The sequence below is a fragment of the Bradyrhizobium sp. SZCCHNR1093 genome (assembly GCF_032381175.1).
GTDB lineage: Bacteria > Pseudomonadota > Alphaproteobacteria > Rhizobiales > Xanthobacteraceae > Bradyrhizobium.
In genome coordinates, this window is record NZ_JAUHJJ010000002.1 from 177,114 (window position 1) to 196,343 (window position 19,230).

A 19,230-nucleotide genomic window follows, 5' to 3' on the forward strand; every position below is an offset into this window, starting at 1 on the left:
TAAGGTTAGTATTTTACGATACCAATCGTCAACGATGTCGCGGCAAATTTCATGTTCTCTCGTGTACCCCACGCCGATACCGAGATGCCGGTCCGATCAATCCCTTCCGGTGGCTTGCCTACCGCTCAACCGCGCTATGTGGTCTGGGAGATCACGCTCCTCTGCAACCTGAAGTGCAGCCATTGCGGGTCCCGGGCCGGCGCACCTCGCAATGACGAGCTGACCACCGCGGAATGCATCGCTCTGATTGGCGAACTTGCGCGCGCTGGCACCAAGGAGATCGTTCTGATCGGCGGCGAAGCTTACCTCCGCCCCGATTGGCTAGTCCTCGTCGAGGAGATCACTCGTAACGGCATTGTCTGCGGCCTGCAGACCGGCGCCCGGGCACTCACGGAAACGAAGATCGAAGCAGCCGCGCGCGCCGGACTCAAGACCGTCGGCGTTTCCATCGACGGCCCGGCCGCTACACATGATCGGCTCCGCGGTATCAAGGGTAGCCACGGCCAGGCGGTGGCCGCGATCCGCAACGCGCGAAAGCATGGGCTGATGGCGACCGCCAACTCGCAGGTCAATCGTCTTACCCTGGGCGGCCTGCGCGACATTTTCGATACGATCATCGACGCCGGGGCCTCCGCCTGGCAGATTCAGCTCACCGTGCCCATGGGCAATGCGGCCGATGCTCCATCCTTGCTGCTGCAGCCCTTCGATCTCGCTGCGCTGATGCCGGAGCTGTTTGCACTGTTCGAAGAGGGCCTCGATCGCGGCCTGCAGCTTATGCCCGGTAACAACATCGGGTATTTTGGTCCATACGAAGCGGCTTGGCGCAGTACCTCCGGACGATTCGAATACTACGGCGGCTGCCAGGCCGGACGGGCTGGCCTGGGTATCGAGGCTGACGGCGCCATCAAGGGCTGCCCGTCGCTCCCCACGGCCGCCTATGTCGGCGGCAATATCCGCGATCGATCATTTACCGACATCTGGAACGACAGCGCCGAACTGCGTTTCATGCGCGATCTCGACGAGAGCCGCGGGCGCCGCTGGGGGTTCTGCGCCAAGTGCTACTATGGTCCGATTTGCCGCGCCGGGTGCAGTTGGACCGCGCACGTGCTGTCGGGACGGCCTGGCAACAATCCGTTCTGCCACTACCGGGTATTGCGGCTGGCCGAACGCGGCTGGCGCGAGGTGATCGTGCAGCGGACGAGGCCATCGGGACGACAGCCGTTCGACCATGGCTGCTTCGACATCATGATCGAGGACGCCCACGGCGGCCGATACGGCCAGGAAGCGTACGCGAGCGACGAGTTCCAGGATCTCGCGCCTGACGCTGCGGCGAGGCTGGACCAGCTGCTGCTCTGCGAGTCCTGCAAGCACTTCTTCTATCAGGGAGAGCCGGAATGCCCGCATTGCCGCGCAGGCGCGGACGCAACGAACAGTGCCGATGATCACGTGCGGGTCGTGCAACGCGTCATGCAGCACCACAACGAGATCGAACAAATACTGCGCCGTATCGCGGCGCCCGCCGGACCGAAGGGCGCCTCCGCAGGTTGAGCGGAGTCGTTCTTCGGTGCCTACGGCCGCGGGAAGGCGCTGGCGAAAGTCGTCTGGTCCAATCAAACCCAACCGAGGAGAGTATCCCATGAATGCAAATGAAGACGTCAGAGCCGCGTTGGCGAACATTCCCGTGTCCTGGCTGCACATGCCGGCTTTGGCGTTCGCGGAAGCAGGAGCAGCGGGCGCGAAGGAATTCGGGCCGAAGATCGCGCCCGCCGTGCTGGCGCTCGGCGCTGCAGCCGCAGGAGCGATCGTCGGCGGTGGCCTGCAACTCACGCATCAATACCTTCACGACCGCAAAGCCGGACCTGTATCGTATCAGGGCATCGACAAGGTGATCTGCACGGCGACCTTCGCCGAGATCGAAGCAGCCGCAACGCGCATCTACCAGGAGTGCGCCCAGGCCAAGGACGGCAATACGCTGCAGCAGATCATCGATACTGCGGCAGGCGCGAAGTTCGTTCCGGCGCTGGTGCCCGTTGCCGGAGCGGCGGCGGCCTTCATTGCCGGTGTCTATGCCGGTGCTGCGGCGGCACGTCACTGATCAACAGTGAAACTGATCAACGCTGAAGACGGGCGCGCGGCTTGCCCGTGCGCCGGTTTTACAGGTGCGGCATCGCATGATGCCGACCGAGTCGACTGGCGGCTTTGGCCCCCCGGGCATCGTGGACGGTGTGTGCGCCAGACCCGCCGCGACCAGCGGCGGCAAACCGTTCCGGTCGCAGCATAGCTCAGCGGAATGGCGATGGGCCCTTCTGAGTTTTCTTACTTCGTTCGTCCATTTAAGCCTTTGGCGGAGTTGCCGAGTTCAAAATGCCCGCCCCGCGGCGTGCGGTGGCCTATGCATCCAATTGGCGATCCAATTTTGGCGTCGGCACCAGCCTGGACAGGCGTAGCCTGGATCGCTAGCTAAGCCGCTGCAGCCATCGCGCGCGCGAATTCCGGATAGCATTCGGCGAGCTCGTCGAGGATCCGGCCGCGGATCAACTCGACCGTCGCCCGGTCCGGCGCGGGCGTCGGCGGCACGATCTCCGGCACCGCATAATCGAATCCGGTACGATCGCGCACGTCCTCTGCCGAGTAGCCGGGATGCACCGTGCGCAGCCGGAAGCCGCCGCGCTCGCGGTCGAAATCGAACAGCGCCAGATTGGTCAGCAGCGCATGCGGTCCGCCGCGGCGCCTCACCTCCGGCGTGGTCGCCGCGGCGCTGACGAAATCCACCTTCGGCACCAGCACGCGCGGCGAATGCTCCTCGCGAAACAGGATCACCCGCGGAATGAGATGGTAGAGATAGGCCGAGCCGAACGAGCCCGGCCAACGCACATCCATCCGCGGATAGTCGCCGGTGCCGACCAGGTTGATGTTCCCGCCGCCGTCGATCTGGCCGCCGCCGAGAAAGAACGCGTCGACGCGGCCCTGCGCGGCGCAGTCGAACAGCTCGACGCCGCCATTGGTGAAGAAATTGTGCCGGCTCGAGCCGAGGATCGAGATGCGGACAGGCGGCTTGCCCTGTTGCGCGTTGCGTGCGCGCAGCAGCATCGCGCCGGCCGCCGGGATCGGCGACGAGGCGCCGACGGCGACATGGCGGATGCCATCGAGCAGGTCGGCGATGACGGTGATCAGCAGTTCTTTGCGTGCGCGCTCGTGGTGCATGGTCATGCCACCTCCTTGCAGCGGGTCAGGAAGGCGGAGAGATAGCTGCGAAAGCCCTCGTCGGTGCGCGCCATCGCGGCGTAGTGCGCCAGCTCGGCGCCATCGGTCTCGTACTCGTCCCACAGCGGCAGCGGCCAGGCCCCGTTCTCGGCCACCGCGATGGCATCGACATAGAGCGCCGGCAGTACGCCGGCCGCGGACTCCTCGGTCGCCATCAAATCGCGATCGACGATGCGCTCGACGGTGACCAGCGTGCGCTTCGCCGCATAGGCCATCGTCGCCAGCTCACGGTAGCGACCGATGCGGACATTGCCGAAGCGGTCAGCCTCGGGGGCATGAAACAGCGCCACGTCGGGCGTGATCGCCGGCACCACGACCACCTTGCCAGGCTCGCCGACGGGACTGTCGATCACCCTCCAATCGGGGCGGACCCGCAGCAGATCGCTGCCGATGATGCCGGCGATCGGCATGAACGGCACGCCCTTCTGCCCGGCCAGCAGGCCGGCATGGATCGCAGGGCAGGTGGCATCGCGCAGGCGGATGCTGCCGTCGCGCACGGCCGCGACGAAGCGCGGTGCGCCGCCGGCCTCGCCGAGCGAGACGGCGCTGGTTTCCACCACCGCGGCCACGCCGGCGCCGATCAGCAGATCGGCCTGGAGGCCTGATATCGGCACGCAGACGAGATGCAGCCCGGTGAGGCCGGCCTCGATCATGGCCGCCGTCGCCGCCATCGAGACGCCGGCACGGTCGACCGGGATTGCGATCGATTGTCCCGGTGCGATGGATGCGACGAGCGCCTCCAGGCCGACCATCTCCGTCATCGGCGTATCCTCCCGTTGTTGCTTTGCCGCGCAGTGTAGCGATGCCCCGCGGACGTGTCAGTGTTCGTATGCGACCGTCGAGCCGCGGATGATGAGCTCCGGCGCCAATACGATGTGGTCGGTCGCTGCCTCGCGCCCGGCAAGGCGGTCGAGCAGCAGCCGCGCCGCGGCTTCCCCCATGTCGCGCTGGGCGATCCGCACCGTGGTCAGCGGCGGCGCGACCATGTCGACGAACGGCATGTCGTTGTGGCCGACCACGGAGATATCACCGGGGCAGGTCAGGCCGCGCGCGGCGAGCGCGTCATAGACGCCGAGCGCCAGCAGATCATTGGCGGCGACGATTGCGGTTGGGCGCGTCCGCCGCGCGAGCAGGCGCAGCGCAGCCTCGCGACCCGCCGCACGCGTATAGGTTTCGACGGCTTCGACTGGCGTATGGCGGGCCGACAGTCCCGCAGCCCTGATGCTGGCCTCGAAGCCGGCGCGGCGGCGTGCGCCGGTCGAGATGTGCTGCGGGCCCGCGACGTGACCGATGCGCCGGTGGCCGAGCGCGACGAGATGCTGGACGGCGAGACGCATGCCGGCGGCGTCGTCGCTGGCTGCCGAGGGCAGGAGTCCGGCGGCATCGACGCGATTGACAAGCACCACCGGCAGCGCTGCATCCAGGCAGTGCTTCACGACGTCGTCACGCAAGCTCACCGTCGCCAGTACCAGACCGTCGACGCCGCGCGCGATCAGCCGGTCGACGAGATCCCGCTCCGACCCCTCTGTGCCGGCGTCGGCCACGATCGTCGCATAGCCCTGGGCGTGGAGATGATCGGCGATGCCGGACAGCATCGGCGGAAAGCCGGGGTCGGCGATATCCGGCGCGAGCACGCCGATCAGGCCGCTGCGTCCGGTGCGCAGGCCCTTGGCGGCCATGTTCAGCCGGTAGCCGAGCGCGTTGGCTGCGGCCTGGATCTTGTCCGCGACATCGGCAGCGACGAGGTGCTTCATCGCCGGGCTGAGCGCGCGCGAGACCGTCGAGGGATGCACACCGCAACGGGCGGCGACGTCCTTGATCGTCGGGCGCGAGGACGACGCATGCAGGCCTGCTGCCGGTCGCAATGTCCGTTTCATTCCCAGCCTCTGATGTCGCCGCGCAACGACGTTTTGATCATGCTATACCTTGACACGCTTTGCGTGTATGCAATAAATTCGGCTTTGCAATCGATTGCAATAGAACAATGGGAAACGTCCACATGACAGCGAGCGCGCTGAAGCCGCATCTGGTCAGCCCGGAGCATCTCGATCCGCATTGGCGCTGGGGGCGGGCGATTCCGTCGCATGGCCATGTCTCGGTGGATTTCGAGCGCCGCGTCGATTTCGACAGGTTGCGGCGCTACCGGCTGGCGCGGGCGCGCGCGGCGCTGAAGGCGTCGGGCTATGGTGCGCTGCTGCTGTTCGACGTCAACAACATTCGCTACGTGTCCGGCACCAAGATCGGCGAATGGGAGCGCGACAAGCTGTGCCGTTTCGCGCTGCTGGCCGGCGACGGCGAGCCGATCGTGTGGGATTTCGGCTCGGCGGCCGTCCACCATCGTCTGTTCTGTGACTGGCTGGCGCCGGAGAATTGCCGCGCCGGCATGCTCGGGATGCGCGGCACCGTGCCGCCGGCGGTCGGGCTGATGAAGGCGCATGCCGAGGAGGTCATGAGCCTTTTGCGCGCCGCAGGCGTTGCCGACATGCCTGTCGGCGTCGACCTTGCGGAAACGGCGATGTTCTTCGAGCTGCAGAAGGCCGGCATGAAGGTGGTCGATGGCCAGCAGGTCATGCTGGACGCGCGCGAGATCAAGAACATCGACGAGATCATGCTGCTCAACCAGGCCGCGGCCATGGTCGACGGCGTCTATCATTCGATCTACGAGCGCCTGAAGCCGGGCGTGCGTGAGAACGACATCGTCGCGCTTGCCAACAAGATGCTCTACGAGATGGGCTCCGACGACGTCGAGGCGATCAACGCCATCTCCGGTGAGCGCTGCAATCCGCATCCGCACAATTTCACCGACCGCATCCTGCGTCCGGGCGACCAGGCGTTCTTCGACATCCTGCAGTCCTATCAGGGCTACCGGACCTGCTACTACCGCACTTTCAACGTCGGCCGCGCCACGCCGGCGCAGCACGACGCCTACAAGCAGTGCCGCGAATGGCTCGACAATGCGATCGCGCTGATCAAGCCGGGCGTCTCGACCGACACCGTGGCCAAGGTCTGGCCTAAGGCCGAGGAGTTCGGCTTTCCCTCGGAGATGGCGGCCTTCGGCTTGCAGTTCGGCCACGGCCTCGGGCTCGCGCTGCATGAGCGCCCGATCATCTCGCGGCTGGTCTCGCTGGACAATCCGATGGAGATCAAGACCGGCATGGTGTTCGCGCTCGAGACCTACTGTCCGGCGACCGACGGCTTCTCGGCTGCGCGTATCGAGGAGGAGGTGGTGGTCACCGACAAGGGCTGTCAGGTGATCACGCTGTTCCCGGCCGAGGAATTGCCGATCGCCAACCGCTACTGAGCGAATGGACGGTGCGACCAGGAGAGTGGTCTTCGTGTTTTCGTCATTGCGAGCGAAGCGAAGCAATCCAGGGCGGCAGCCGTGACTCTGGATTGCTTCGTCGCTTCGCTCCTCGCAATGACGGCATCCGTGATAAGTAGGACGAGGAGACGACAATGACCACGACGCATTCGCTCGGCTGGATCGGCATGGGGCGCATGGGCTATCCAATGGCTGAGCGCCTGCTCAAGGCCGGCCACAAGGTGTCGATCTTCAATCGCACCCGCGCCAAGGCCGAGCCGCTGGCGGCGAAAGGCGGCGTCATCGTCGATCATCCCCGCGATCTCGCCGCGTGCGACATCGTGTTCACGATGGTGTCGACGGGCAAGGATCTCGAGCAGGTCTATTTCGGCGACAACGGCCTGGTGGCCGCCGGTTCTGGATCGCGTCCCCGGATCCTGGTGGACTGCTCCTCGATCGGCATCGAGCAGTCGGAGGCGATCGCCGCCAAGCTCGTTCGACTGGGCTGTGAGTTCGTGCGGGCGCCGGTGTCCGGCAACGGCAAATGCGTCAAGGCCGGCAAGCTGTCGTCGGTGGTCTCGGGCCCCAAGGCCGCGTTCGAGGTCATCGAACCGTATCTGGCGAAGATCGCCGTCTCCGGCGTGTCCTATGTCGGCGAGGGCGAGCTCGCGCGCATCTGCAAGATCGCGCACAACGTCTTCCTCGGCGTCGTGATCCAGAACCTGGCCGAGATCACCATCCTGGCGCAGAAGGCCGGCGTGCCGCGCCATGCCTTCCTCAATTTCATGAATGCCAGCGTGATGGGCTCGACCTTCACCAGGTACAAGAGCAACGCGCTGGTCAATCTCGACTGGACCACGACCTTCACGCCGCCGCTGCTGCGCAAGGATCTCGATCTCGGCCTGTCGGCAGCGCGCCAGCTCGACGTCGCGATGCCGGTGACGGCCGCGACGCGCGAGGCATTGCAGGCCCATGTCGGCGCCGCCTCGCTGCAACCAGATCCCGCCGGCTATCTGGAGAAGGACTTTGCGGCGCTGCTGGAGACCGTCGCGCTCGCGGCGGGTCTCAAGCTGCAGCCCGAGAACGTGCCGATGCCGACGGGATTGGAGACGGAGGGATAACGTCCGTCAAACCGTCAGCGCCCGCCAGCGCGTGTCGCGCGCGGAGGGGCGGCGGTGCAGGCGGGCATCGAGCAGGTCGCGTGCCTGGGCCAGCGCGCCGCTGCGGATCAGCGCCAGGATGTAGGTGTCCTCGATCACCTCGCGCTGCGCGTGGCTGCCGCCGATGCGGGGGAGATCGCCGATGACGGGCGCAAGCTCGCGCGCGCATCCGCGCCAATTGTCATCGGCGAACGCACGCAGCGCCCGCAACATGTGCGGCACGATGCGCCCGGCCGGCAGTCTGCCCTCGGCCTGCCGCCGCTCGATCGCGGCAAGGCGTCCCTTGAGCGCGGCGCTGTCATGCGTCGCTGCCGCGATCATCACCAGATGCATCTCGGCGAAGGCGAGGGTCGAACCCGTGAAGCGCGTGCTCGCATAGGCCGCCGTGTCGGCCCATGCGTTGGGCGGCACCGTTTGCTCGTCAGCCATCAGCCGCCACAGCAGCGAGGCGCAGTCGGACAGGGTGTTGAGTGGCGGCGCCGAGTCCATCGTCGGCACCAGCACGTCGGTATAGACCGCCAGCGCCTTGTCGGCATCGCCCCGGTCCAGCGCGCCGAGCGCCTGGTGCCAGCAGATATGGCCATGCAGCATTCCCGTGCGGTCATAGTCGCCGATCCACCCCGCGACGAGCGCATCGGCCTCGTCCACCGCGCCGTCCTCGAACATCGCATGCAGCAGCGCATGCACGGCGTAGGCGTTGTGCCGGCGCAGCGCGAAGCTGCGCTCGGTGACGGCGCGGCCCTTCGCCAACTCGCCGGCCTCGGTCAGGGCCCAGCCATGGTTGGACATGAACCACCAGTCCTCGCCATAATCAGCGGCGAAGCGGTCGCAGAGGTCGCGGCGGGCGGCATCGTGATCGGCGCGGCCGGAGAAGGCGAGCAGGCCGAAAGCGCCGAGCGGGAGCGCCATGATCATGGCGTCCCGCGGCCAGTTCGCCAGATGCGCCAGGGTCGATGTCAGCGCGTCAGTGCCGCGTCCCTCGATGGCGAGCACCAGGGTCGCGACATGGCTCTGCTCGCGCGGGGTGCCGCGCTTGGCAGCGAGGTCGCGGGCGCGTGCGATGGTCTGCAGCGCCGCCTCGCGCTGCATGTAGATCGCGTGGATGCGGGCACGCGCCGCGTGCGCCAACGCGAACTCCGGATCGAGCATGATCGCCCGCTCGAACGCGTCAGTGGCCCCGGGCCAGAATGCGAGCAGCAGATCCATGCCCTCGCGATAGGCTGCGGCCGCGTCAGTGGAGGCGGTCGACAGTGGCAGGCCGTAGCGATCCTCCTCCATCTCAGCCCACCCGCGGCCTGCGGCCCTCGATCGGATAGGCCGGATCGTTGTAGCCGGGCGTCGAGGCGTGACCGGTCACGACCAGCCGGTCGATCAGCGCCTCGTCGTCGGCGGCGAAGGGATAGTCGAGCGCGCGGATGTAGTCGTCCCATTGCGCTTCGGTGCGCGGACCCGCGATCACGGAGCTGATGAAGGCGGAGTTGAGCACCCAGGACACGGCGAACTGTCCCGGCGTGAAGCCCTTCGTCTCGGCGTGACGCTTGATCTCCCGCGCCAGCTTCAACGATTCGGGCCGCCACTCGGTCTGCATCATTCGCGTATCGTTGCGGCCGGCGCGGGTGTCCTTGTCCGGCGGCGCATCGGGGCTGTATTTTCCGGTGAGCACGCCGCGCGCCAGCGGGCTGTAGGGCACGACGCCGAGGCCGTAATAGCCGCAGGCCGGCAGGTGCTCGACCTCGGGCATCCGGTTCATCGCATTGTAGTAGGGCTGGCTGACGACAGGGCGGTCGATGCCGACTGCGTCGCAGAGATTGCAGATCTCGGCGAGCCGCCAGGCGCGGTAATTGGAGACGCCGAAATAGCGGATCTTGCCGGCACGCATGAGATCGCCGATCGCGCGCACGGTTTCCTCGAGCGGCGTCGCGTGATCTTCCTTGTGCAGGTAGTAGAGGTCGATGTGCCCGGTGCCGAGCCGCCGCAGGCTTTCGTCCGCGGCCTGCAGCACCCAGCGCCGCGACAGGCCGGCGCGGTTGGGATCGTCGCCCATCGGGTTGGCGAGCTTGGTGGCGACGATCCAGCGGTCGCGCTCGCGCGCAATGGCGCGGCCGACCACCTCCTCGGAAGCGCCCTTGTTGTAGGCATCTGCGGTGTCGATGAAGTTGATGCCGGCGTCGCGCGCCTTGGCGATGATGCGGGCGGATGTCGGCTCGTCGGTGGGACCGCCGAACATCATCGTCCCCAGGCAGATCGGCGACACCTTCAGGCCGGAACGGCCGAGCTGGCGATATTGCATTCTTGCCTCATTTCAAACCGTCACCACCGCGGGCGAAGGGGATACGATAACTCTCTCAGCGCGTCATTGCGAGCGCAGCGACGCAATCCAGGGCCGGGTCGGGACTCTGGATTGCTTCGTCGCTGCGCTCCTCGCAATGACGGAGAGGCGAGATCACGGCTCACTCGCTCTTCAGAATCTTGAACACACCCGAGGCCATCGCGATCACGCGATGTCCGGCCATGACCTCCGTGGTGATGAACACCAGGCTGCGGGTGATCCGCACCACATGCGGCCGCGACACCAGGGTCTCGCCGATCTTGCCGGACTCGACGAAATGCGTGTCGAACTGGATCGTCGCCATGTGCTCCTTGCCCGCGGCGTAGCGGGCCGTCATGCCGCAACTGCGGTCGGCCAGCGTCATGATCACGCCGCCCTGGACCAGGCCGCGGCGGTTGTGATGCTTGTCCTCGGTGACGATGGCGTACTCGTGGACACCGCCGACGACCCGCTGCCACAGCGGGCCGATCAGATGCAGGAAACCGGAGGTGTCGACGATCTCCCAGCCGTCGGACGTCATCCTGGCCGCGGCTGATTTCGTCATCGCTGAAGACCCTTCCCGTTGTGGCCCGAGCCGGCCTGGAGGTCGTTTCATCTGTCGCCGGCCTGGTGTAGTCAAGCTGCATGCCGATGCCGTTCGACGATGCCACGAGGCGGAAAATCGCAAGCTGCTGCGCGGGCTTCGTGCGGCTGGAGGCGACTGTGGCGGCGGCCTCGCTGAAGCGCGCGGCGGTGGTGATCGCGCTGGCCCCGCACCACGAGACCGGCAACACGGCGCTGCTGCTCACTCTGCGTGCTGCAGGGCTGCGCAGCCATGGCGGGCAATGGGCGCTGCCGGGCGGACGCTGCGACGCCGGCGAAACGACGGTCGAGGCCGCGCTGCGCGAGCTCACGGAAGAGCTCGGGCTGGTCCTGGCGCCGGATGCGGTGCTGGGCCTGCTCGACGACTATCCGACACGGTCGGGCTATCTGATTACCCCCGTCGTCGTATGGGCGGCCAATGGCCGCACGCTGCGGCCGAATCCAGACGAGGTCTCCTCGGTGCACCGGATCGGCCTCGATGCGATCACGGCGGATGACGCGTTCGATTTCACTGCGATCCCCGAGAGCACGCGGCGCGTCATCCGTTTTCACGCCCGCGAGGGTCTCATTCACGCGCCCACCGCAGCGCTGATCTATCAGTTCCGCGAGGTCCTGTCCGGCCGCGACACCCGGGTGCACGAGCTGGAGCAGCCGGTGTTCGCCTGGAAGTAGCCGCCGTTTCGGCTACAAGGGCGGCATGCTGCATCAGCCGATTCGCACCCTTGCCCTGATTCTCGCCTGCGCCGTTTCCGGCGCGCTGCCTTTGCTGGCCGCGGAACCCGGCTCACCGGTCGCGCCGCGCGAAGCTTTGGCGCAGATGGCATCGCCGGCTGCGATTGCGGAGTATCGGCGCAAACTCGCCGAATATCAGCAGGCGCGGGCGGAGTTCGACCAGGAGGCGGGCGCCTATTGGAAGGCGATCGCCGACAAGCGCCGTGCGCGCAATGCCAAGCGCCGCGACCGCCAGCCGATCGGGCTCGACGACTATGTGCTGGAGCAGCCGCCGGTCTACACCGGGCCGAAGCGGCCGGTGAACCCCGAGCCGGAACCCGAGGGCGAGCCGCGCGAGCGCAAATACATCCCCGTGGTCGCCGACCTCGTGAAGGCGGCACAGGAGCATTTCCAATGGTCGCCGCAGCGCCCCGCCAACGACATCGATTTCAAGCGCGCCTATGCGCGCTTCGCCGCGGCGTCGGGGCTGACGCGCGAGCAGGCGGTGCGGGTCTATGCCTTCGAGACCGGCGGCAACGGCAAGCATGACTCGCAATCGGGCTTCAAGGGCAACCGCGCGATCTCGACGGCGATCGGCTACAATCAGCTCTTGACCACCAACAGTGTCGAGCTGCTGGCAGAGGAGGGCCCGCTGTTCATCCGCCTGCTCGGCGAACGCGTGGCGCAGACGTCCGGCCCGGCGCGGGGCGCGATGGAGCACAAGCTCGCGGTCCTGAAGAAGATGGTCGCGATTGCGCGCTCCGTGCCGGACGACTGGTCGGCGCATGAGAAGATCGGCAATACGCCGCAGGGGTGGGCCATGCATGCGATGGTGCTCGACATCGACGTCGGGCCGATGCTGCAGACCCACAAGCTCTTGACCTCGGTGCTGTTCGCGCGCGCCAAGGGCTACACCCGGCCGCTTTCCGCCGCCGAGCTCGAGATGATGAATCTCACCGGGGACGGCACCGGCTTCGACATGGTGACGATGCCGCTCGAGATGCGCGATCAGGTTCCGACCGCCAACTTCTTCCAGCGCGGCGGCTATGAGCGCAATCCGGTCGCCGTTCGCCACAACACCGTGGCGAAGCTGCTTGCGGTGACGGATGCCAGGATGGACTCGCTCAGCGGCCTGCCCGGCGCCAAGGAGCTGGCGGCGGCGTTCTGAGGCTGCGCTCGCTCGCCTTCACTCATCCGCGCCGAACGAGAAGCTGCCGTCGCCGTCGAGATAGGGGGCCGTCCGCATGTAGAGCTGACCGTTCTGGCCGACGAAGAACAGCGTGCCCTTCGGCACCTTCTTGGCGCCCTTGAGCAGCATGTCGGCGTTCTTGGTGCCCATCTTGTAGGCGAGCGTCTTGCCATCCTTGCCATAGGCGTAGCCCATGTCGGGCTTCAGCTCCCACGGCTCCGGCGGTGCCGCGCGCGCCGCGCTGGTCAGTGCGCCCAGCGCACCGAGGGCGATAAGGGCTTTCAGAACCGGGCTCTTCATGTCCTCCTCCAATCGATGTCGTCTCGAACAAATCGCGAACGATGAGGCAGCGTCAACGTCGCCCCGTCGCAGCGCAGTGATCGTTGGCGGATTTTTAAATTCGCCGATCTCGCGATTATCCTGCAGCGTGGTTTAGAAACATAGGCCAAGAAAACACTTTGGGGATGATTCGGATGAGCCTCGTCACGAAGATCGGTTGGGTTGCGGCGTTGTCGCTGGTGACGTTGGCGTCCGCCCGGGCCGACGACTTCAAGCTGTCCAACAACCAACGCATCGCCTGCAGCCGCGGTCTCTCCGCCGGCAAGCTCAATACGGCCGTCTGCAAGTCCTACGCCTACCTCTTCAACGTGAAGACCTCGGAATATTTCCGCTGCCAGGTCTCACTGTCGCTGACCCGGGACAACAAGGAGGTCATCAACGTCCAGACCGACGGCGGCTGTACCAGGAAGCCGCGCGTGTTCGACACTGATTCCAAATACGAGTTCGACGCCACCGAGACCGAGCCGGCGAACACCAACTCCTTCTTCGGCAATGGCGGCTACTCGATCTGGGTGGCGGATGCGACCCAGCAGAAGGTGCGCGGCTGCATCACGATCTCGTCCGGGCTCGGCTCGGACATCTCCAAATGCCTCGACATGACGTTCCAATGATCGGTGGCCCCGCGAGGGAGGCGGCCCGCCGCATTGGGCTGCACCTGCGGTTCAAGCTGGTGATACTGTCAATGTAAGATTGAACGCGGGGCGCATCGGTCCCGGCCTTGCGCCGTGGGAGCGGGAGCGGCCGGTGCGCCAGTCCTTCGGATGGGTTGACCCAGCGCCCGCAGCCGTCCAATTTGCGGCAAAATCAATGGGAGGATCCATGCGTTTCTCGACATTCTCTGGCGCTGCAACCGGTTTCATTCTGGCAGCCGCCTGCCTGCTCGCGGCGCCTGCGGCGCAGGCGCAGAGCTTCATCAACGTGCTCACCGGCGGCACGTCGGGCGTCTACTATCCGCTCGGTGTCGCGATCGGGAAGATCTACGGCGACAAGATCCCCAATGTGAAGACCCAGGTGCAGGCGACCAAGGCCTCGGTCGAGAACCTGATCCTGCTGCAGCAAGGACGCGGCGAGCTCGCCTTCGCGCTCGGCGACTCCCTGAAGGCCGCCTGGAACGGCGAGGAGGAGGCCGGCTTCAAGTCCAAGCTGGACAAGCTGCGCACGATCGGCGCGATCTATCCGAACTACATCCAGATCGTCGCGACGGCCGAGTCCGGCATCAAGACGCTGGCCGATCTCAAGGGCAAGAGCCTGTCGGTCGGCGCGCCGAAGTCCGGCACCGAGCTCAACTCGCGCGCGATCCTCGCCGCCGCCGGCATGAGCTACAAGGATCTCGGCAAGGTGGAGTATCTGCCCTTCGCCGAATCCGTCGACCTGATGAAGAACCGGCAGCTCGGCGCCACCTTGCAGTCGGCTGGCCTCGGCGTCGCTTCGTTGAAGGATCTGTCGACCTCGTCGCCGATCACGGTGGTGTCGGTGCCGAAGGAGGTCGTCGACAAGATCGGTGCGCCGTTCGTGGCGGCGATCATCCCGGCCAACACCTATACCGGTCAGGACAAGGACGTGCCGACCGCGGCTGTGATCAATTATCTCGTCACCAGCTCGGCGGTATCAGACGATCTCGCCTATCAGATGACCAAGCTGATCTTCGATTCGCTGCCGGAGCTCGCCAATGCGCATGCCGCCGGCAAGGAGATCAAGCTGGAGACAGCGGCGCAGGACAGCCCGGTGCCGCTGCATCCGGGCGCGATCCGCTACTACAAGGAAAAGGGCATCCTGAAATAAGGAGCTGCTCGCCCGGCCTTCCTTGCAGGCCGGATCATTCGCAACCGGCTGCGCGGGAAGCCCTCCGCGCAGTCTTGTCGTTCAGGTGATTGCGGCCATGGTCAGCAGCGCCTGATGGGCGCGTTGGGGGGATCATGACGATTGAAGCCGTGAACATGGAAACGCCGGTCAAGGTCGAGTTCGACAATTTCGAGCACGGCTTTCCGGAAGGCTTCGGCCCCGGCCGCTGGGGCTATCTCGCCTACGGCATCGGGCTCGCCTTTGCGATATTCCAGCTCTACGTCGCCGCCTTCAACTATCTGCCGAGCCAGGTCGTGCGCGGCGTCCATGTCGGCTTCCTGCTGCTGCTGACCTTCGGCCTGATCGGCAACTTCACCGCCAAGACCGACGCCGGGCGCATCGCCGGCTGGACCATCGGCGCCATCGGCTTCCTCTGCGGCCTCTATCAGTGGATCTTCTATGCGGATCTGATCGCGCGCGACGGCGATCCGACGCGCACCGATCTCGTGGTCGGAACCCTGCTGGCGGTACTGATCTTCGAGGGCACGCGCCGGCTGATGGGGCTCGCGCTGCCGCTGATGTGCGGCGCCTGCCTGCTGTACTGGTTCTTCGGCCAGTATCTGCCGGCGCCGCTCAACCATCGCGGCTATGATTTCGATCAGGTGATTACACACCTCTCCTTCGGCACCGAGGGCTTCTACGGCGTGCCGATCTACGTCTCGGCGACCTACATCTTCCTGTTCATCCTGTTCGGCTCGTTCCTCGAGCATGCCGGCATGATCCAGCTGTTCACCGACGTCTCGCTCGGCCTGTTCGGTCGCACCCGCGGCGGTCCGGCCAAGGTCGCGGTGTTCGCCTCCGGCATGATGGGCACGATCTCGGGCTCGGGCGTTGCCAACGTGGTGACCGTCGGCCAGTTCACGATTCCGCTGATGATCCGGTTCGGCTACCGCCGCGCCTTTGCGGCCGGCGTCGAGGCCACCGCGTCGATGGGCGGCCAGATCATGCCGCCTGTCATGGGCGCGGTCGCCTTCATCATGGCCGAGACGCTGGGAGTCGACTACTCGGTCATCGTCAAGGCGGCCGTGATCCCGGCCATCCTCTATTTCGCCTCGGCGTTCTGGATGGTGCATCTGGAGGCCGGCAAGCACGGCCTGACCGGCATGAAGCCGTCGGAGATCCCGAGCGCCTGGAAGGCGCTGGTGGCGCGCTGGTATCTCGTGCTGCCGCTCGCCGCGCTGGTCTACATGTTGTTCGAGGGCTTCACGCCGCTGTATGCGGGCTCGATGGGACTCGCGCTGACGGTGGCGCTGATCCTGGGCACCTCGATCACCATGGGCTTCTCCAACCAGGTGCTGCGTTACGTGTTCTGGATCGGGCTGGCGCTCGTCGTCGGCGCGCTGTCGCGCAACGGCCTGCAGATCGTGCCCGTCGCTTCCGTCGTCGTCGCGCTCATCGTCATCACCGGCTTCGTGCGCGGCGGCATGGGCACCTTGCACGCCTGCCGCGATTCTCTGGCTGAAAGTGCGAAGTCGGCGTTGACCGTCGGCATGGCCTGCGCGATCGTCGGCGTCATCATCGGCATGATGACGCAGACCGGCGTCGGCTCGATCTTCGGCAGCTGGGTGATCGGCCTCGGCAAGACCAGCCTGTTCGCGGCGCTGATCATGACCATGCTGCTGTCGATCCTGCTCGGCACCGGCATTCCGACCATCCCGACCTACATCATCACCGCGGCACTGGCGGCCCCTGCGCTCGCCAAGCTCGGCGTGCCGCTGATCGCGAGCCACATGTTCGCGTTCTACTACGGCATCATGGCGGACCTCTCGCCACCGGTGGCGCTGGCGGCGCTGGCGGCGGCGCCGATCGCCAAGGAGAATCCGGACAAGATCGGCTGGGAGGCGATGCGGATCGCGCTCGCCGGCTACGTCATTCCCTTCATCTTCGTCTACTCGCCGGCATTGATGCTGCAGGCCGGCGACCCGATGGAGGCGCAACTCGGCTTCATCGGCGCGGTGGCGTATGCCTCCGTCAAGGCGCTGATCTCGATCGGCCTGTTCGGCATGGTGGCGATCGGCTTCCTGTACGTGCGCATGACCCTGGTCGAGCGCCTGCTGGCGTTTGTCGCGTCGGTCTGCCTGCTCGGCGAATTTCCCTACAGTGACGTGCTGGGATTTGCCCTGGCGGTGGTGATCGTGGCGTGGCAGTGGCGGCAGCGGCCGCCGGCTGCTGTGGCGGCCTCCGCTTGAGCCTCTGCCTCGCGTCATCGGGTGTGGTGAAGGCGCTGACGCTCGCCGGCTTCACTTTGGCTTGGACCCACTCGGTCGAGAAGACCGCGTGGCAGGAGGATTGGCGCGTCACGGCCGATGGTCTCGAACTGGTGCAGGCGCGCGTCAAGGGCTCGGGCGCGGGCATGGAGCCGCCGCCGGAGGCGCGGCTGGTCGACGGCTGGTTCCAGTGGCAGACCCAGCGGGGGCCGCTGTCGCGGATCGTGCTCGCCAATTCCGGCGCGGCTGGGGAGTGGCGCATCTGTGCGGACGGGCAATGCCGGACGCTGTCGGACATTTTCGGCCATGACATCGGCGCCTCGACCATCACGATGAGCGCCTGTAGCGAATAACGAACGACGGGAGCACGCGATGGATCGTCTCGAGGGCAAGGTGGCGCTGGTTGTGGGTGCCGGCTCGATCGGACCGGGCTGGGGCAATGGCAAGGCCACGGCCGTGACCTTTGCCCGGCACGGCGCCAAGGTTTTCTGCGTCGACCGCAACAAGGACGCCGCCGCGGAGACGGCCTCGATCATTTCAGGCGAAGGCGGGCAGGCCGAGGCGTTCACCGCCGACGTCTCGAAGGCCGTCGAGGTCGAGGCGATGGTGAAGGCTTGCGTTGCCGCCTATGGCCGTATCGACGTGCTCGACAACAATGTCGGCATTGCGGAGATGGGCAGCGTGGTCGATGTCGATGAAGCGGAATGGGACCGCGTGTTCGCGGTCAACCTGAAGAGCGCCTATCTTGCCATGAAGCACGTCATTCCAGTGATGATCGCGCAGGGCGGCGGCTCCATCATCAACATCTCCTCGGTAGCCTCCATCCGCCAGGTCGGCATCTCCTATGTCAGCTACGGCGCCAGCAAGGCGGCGATGAACCAGATGACGCGCACGACCGCGGTCGAGTTCGCGCCGAAGCACGTCCGCGTCAATGCGATCCTGCCCGGGCTGATGAAGACGCCGATGGTCGAGCACTCCGCTGGGCTGGCTGCGAGCTACGCCAAGGGCGATGTCGAGGAGATGTGGAAGAAGCGCGATGCGCAGGTGCCGATGGGGCATATGGGCGATGCCTTCGACGTCGCCAATGCTGCGGTGTTCCTCGCCTCCGACGAGTCGCGCTATGTCACCGGCACCATGCTCGTGGTCGATGGCGGGTTGACCTGCAGGAGTTAGGTCTCGCCGCTCTCGTCATTGCGAGCGAAGCGACGTGTCCGCCGTAGCTCGAAGAGCGAGGGCGGAAGCAGTCCGGAGTCTCTCGGGAGCTCTGGATTGCTTCGTCGCCTTCGGCTCCTCGCAATGACGGTGGTGTGGAACGGCTTTGTCTTGTTGAGGGCTATTGCGCCATCGCCAGCATGCCGCCCGCGAATGCATGCCATGCCGAGGTCACGCTGATCGGCCAGTTCAGGAGCTTCACGGCGATCAGCGCCAGCCCGCCATAGACGTAGACCGGGTGGACACGTCCGAACGTGCGGCGGTCGTGGATGATGGCGACGACGAGCAGCAGGTAGGCGACGAAAGCCGGCGGGATCGTTACGAACACCGGCGGCGGGCCGAGCGGGCCGGCCGGCGCCAGGAATGTCAGGAACCAGCGCGCCACGGCGGCGTCGAGCAGCGAGATGCCGGCGAGCAGCATCAGCCGCTTGTGCGTTTCCGGCCGGCGCAGATGGACAACCGCGAGCGTAAAGACCACGGCAAAGAAGGCGATGCCGCTGAGCGGCACGATGGCAAAGGCGATGCCCTCATTGACCTGCCCCATTGCCGCAGAGCGCTTCATCGCCTCGATGGCAACGAGGAAGCCAAAGATCGTCATCGCCGTGGCGAGCGATACGCCGAAGATGCCGAGCGAGCGGTGCCGCGCCGTGCGTCCGGATGCGGCAAGCCAGCTCTGCAGCGCGAAATACAGAGTCCAGGTGAAGAACAGGAAGCCGTGGAAATGAATCACGGGCGCGCCGGAGAATGAGCCGCGGGCCAGTGGCAGCCAGTAGGTCGGTGCGAAGCCGATGATCGCAATGGCCATGCAGGCCAGAGCCATGTTGAAATAGAAATAGCGCGCAGGGGACGCAACGACGCCGCGTGCGTGCGAATTGTCGGTCAGAATAGTCATGCGGTTGTGTCTGCTGGGATCGCAACAGGTTCAAATGGCGACCGAGGGCATCGCCGGGGGCGCGCATCCACAACATCGCGAGGGGAATGCGCGGCACGACCACACGCATTTTTGTCGGGGCCGCAATCAGCTCGCGAGCGCCCGTTCGCAAGGGGCGCCTTCTGCAGGAAAGGACTGTCGCACCGCGGCTGCCGCTGTATAG

General features: G+C 66.0%; 19 protein-coding genes. 11 read left to right on the plus strand and 8 right to left on the minus strand.

Going from position 1 to position 19,230, the window contains the following annotated elements:
* Positions 1 to 51: 51 nt before the first annotated feature.
* Together QX070_RS06490 and QX070_RS06495 are read left to right on the plus strand one after the other, a co-directional pair.
* Positions 52 to 1,548 (plus strand): radical SAM/SPASM domain-containing protein, encoded by a 1,497-nt coding sequence (locus tag QX070_RS06490; protein ID WP_315736086.1) that lies wholly within the window; start codon positions 52 to 54, stop codon positions 1,546 to 1,548.
* An 88-nt stretch (positions 1,549 to 1,636) separates the two neighbouring features.
* Positions 1,637 to 2,095, plus strand: a complete 459-nt coding sequence (locus QX070_RS06495) for a hypothetical protein (protein WP_315736088.1) — start codon at positions 1,637 to 1,639, stop codon at positions 2,093 to 2,095.
* 365 nt (positions 2,096 to 2,460) lie between these two features.
* On the opposite strand, the gene QX070_RS06500 is transcribed toward QX070_RS06495, so the two are convergent.
* The 3 genes from QX070_RS06500 to QX070_RS06510 are packed head-to-tail and all read right to left on the minus strand — an operon-like array spanning position 2,461 to position 5,141.
* Positions 2,461 to 3,210: a CoA-transferase gene (locus tag QX070_RS06500; RefSeq protein WP_315736090.1), complete on the minus strand. Its 750-nt coding sequence runs from the start codon at positions 3,208 to 3,210 to the stop codon at positions 2,461 to 2,463.
* Entirely contained in the window at positions 3,207 to 4,025 is an 819-nt protein-coding gene (locus QX070_RS06505) for a CoA transferase (protein ID WP_315736092.1), read from the minus strand. The genes QX070_RS06500 and QX070_RS06505 overlap by 4 nt, the downstream gene beginning before the upstream one ends.
* Positions 4,026 to 4,082: 57 nt before the next feature.
* Positions 4,083 to 5,141, minus strand: a complete 1,059-nt coding sequence (locus QX070_RS06510) for a LacI family DNA-binding transcriptional regulator (RefSeq protein ID WP_315736094.1) — start codon at positions 5,139 to 5,141, stop codon at positions 4,083 to 4,085.
* 122 nt (positions 5,142 to 5,263) lie between these two features.
* On the opposite strand from QX070_RS06510, the gene QX070_RS06515 reads away from it, so the two are divergent.
* Complete coding sequence (locus tag QX070_RS06515) at positions 5,264 to 6,565, plus strand: Xaa-Pro peptidase family protein (RefSeq protein ID WP_315736096.1); 1,302 nt, start codon at positions 5,264 to 5,266, stop codon at positions 6,563 to 6,565.
* Positions 6,566 to 6,720: 155 nt separating this feature from the next.
* Entirely contained in the window at positions 6,721 to 7,686 is a 966-nt protein-coding gene (locus QX070_RS06520) for an NAD(P)-dependent oxidoreductase (protein ID WP_315736098.1), read from the plus strand.
* Between the two features lie 6 nt (positions 7,687 to 7,692).
* On the opposite strand, the gene QX070_RS06525 is transcribed toward QX070_RS06520, so the two are convergent.
* From QX070_RS06525 to QX070_RS06535, 3 genes are all read right to left on the minus strand, one after another.
* On the minus strand, positions 7,693 to 9,003 hold the full coding sequence (locus tag QX070_RS06525) for a tetratricopeptide repeat protein (protein ID WP_315736100.1): 1,311 nt from the start codon (positions 9,001 to 9,003) through the stop codon (positions 7,693 to 7,695).
* A 1-nt stretch (position 9,004) separates the two neighbouring features.
* Positions 9,005 to 10,015, minus strand: coding sequence for an aldo/keto reductase (locus QX070_RS06530; protein WP_315736102.1), 1,011 nt, complete (start codon positions 10,013 to 10,015; stop codon positions 9,005 to 9,007).
* Between the two features lie 160 nt (positions 10,016 to 10,175).
* On the minus strand, positions 10,176 to 10,598 hold the full coding sequence (locus tag QX070_RS06535) for a PaaI family thioesterase (protein ID WP_315736104.1): 423 nt from the start codon (positions 10,596 to 10,598) through the stop codon (positions 10,176 to 10,178).
* Between the two features lie 80 nt (positions 10,599 to 10,678).
* Between QX070_RS06535 and QX070_RS06540 the strand changes: the two genes are divergently transcribed.
* Positions 10,679 to 11,308: a CoA pyrophosphatase gene (locus tag QX070_RS06540; RefSeq protein WP_315736106.1), complete on the plus strand. Its 630-nt coding sequence runs from the start codon at positions 10,679 to 10,681 to the stop codon at positions 11,306 to 11,308.
* Positions 11,309 to 11,333: 25 nt separating this feature from the next.
* Positions 11,334 to 12,515 carry a hypothetical protein gene (locus QX070_RS06545; RefSeq protein WP_315736108.1) on the plus strand — a complete coding sequence of 394 codons (1,182 nt, stop codon included), beginning with the start codon at positions 11,334 to 11,336 and terminating at the stop codon, positions 12,513 to 12,515.
* A gap of 18 nt (positions 12,516 to 12,533) precedes the next feature.
* Here the strand turns inward: QX070_RS06545 and QX070_RS06550 are convergent, their stop codons facing one another.
* Positions 12,534 to 12,836 (minus strand): hypothetical protein, encoded by a 303-nt coding sequence (locus QX070_RS06550; RefSeq protein ID WP_315736110.1) that lies wholly within the window; start codon positions 12,834 to 12,836, stop codon positions 12,534 to 12,536.
* 173 nt (positions 12,837 to 13,009) lie between these two features.
* Here QX070_RS06550 and QX070_RS06555 point away from each other — a divergent pair, with 173 nt between their 5' ends.
* From QX070_RS06555 to QX070_RS06575, 5 genes are all read left to right on the plus strand, one after another.
* Positions 13,010 to 13,486 carry a hypothetical protein gene (locus QX070_RS06555; protein ID WP_315736112.1) on the plus strand — a complete coding sequence of 159 codons (477 nt, stop codon included), beginning with the start codon at positions 13,010 to 13,012 and terminating at the stop codon, positions 13,484 to 13,486.
* Between the two features lie 208 nt (positions 13,487 to 13,694).
* The gene (locus QX070_RS06560) at positions 13,695 to 14,657 is read left to right on the plus strand and encodes a TAXI family TRAP transporter solute-binding subunit (protein ID WP_315736113.1); all 963 of its coding nucleotides are present in this window, start codon (positions 13,695 to 13,697) and stop codon (positions 14,655 to 14,657) included.
* Positions 14,658 to 14,812: 155 nt separating this feature from the next.
* The gene (locus QX070_RS06565; protein WP_315737016.1) at positions 14,813 to 16,906 is read left to right on the plus strand and encodes a TRAP transporter permease; all 2,094 of its coding nucleotides are present in this window, start codon (positions 14,813 to 14,815) and stop codon (positions 16,904 to 16,906) included.
* Positions 16,903 to 17,277 (plus strand): DUF1850 domain-containing protein, encoded by a 375-nt coding sequence (locus QX070_RS06570; protein WP_315736115.1) that lies wholly within the window; start codon positions 16,903 to 16,905, stop codon positions 17,275 to 17,277. The genes QX070_RS06565 and QX070_RS06570 overlap by 4 nt, the downstream gene beginning before the upstream one ends.
* Before the next feature lie 19 nt (positions 17,278 to 17,296).
* Positions 17,297 to 18,097, plus strand: coding sequence for an SDR family oxidoreductase (locus tag QX070_RS06575; protein ID WP_315736117.1), 801 nt, complete (start codon positions 17,297 to 17,299; stop codon positions 18,095 to 18,097).
* A gap of 160 nt (positions 18,098 to 18,257) precedes the next feature.
* Here QX070_RS06575 and QX070_RS06580 read toward each other — a convergent pair whose 3' ends face one another.
* Entirely contained in the window at positions 18,258 to 19,028 is a 771-nt protein-coding gene (locus QX070_RS06580; RefSeq protein WP_315736119.1) for a hypothetical protein, read from the minus strand.
* Positions 19,029 to 19,230: the final 202 nt, after the last annotated feature.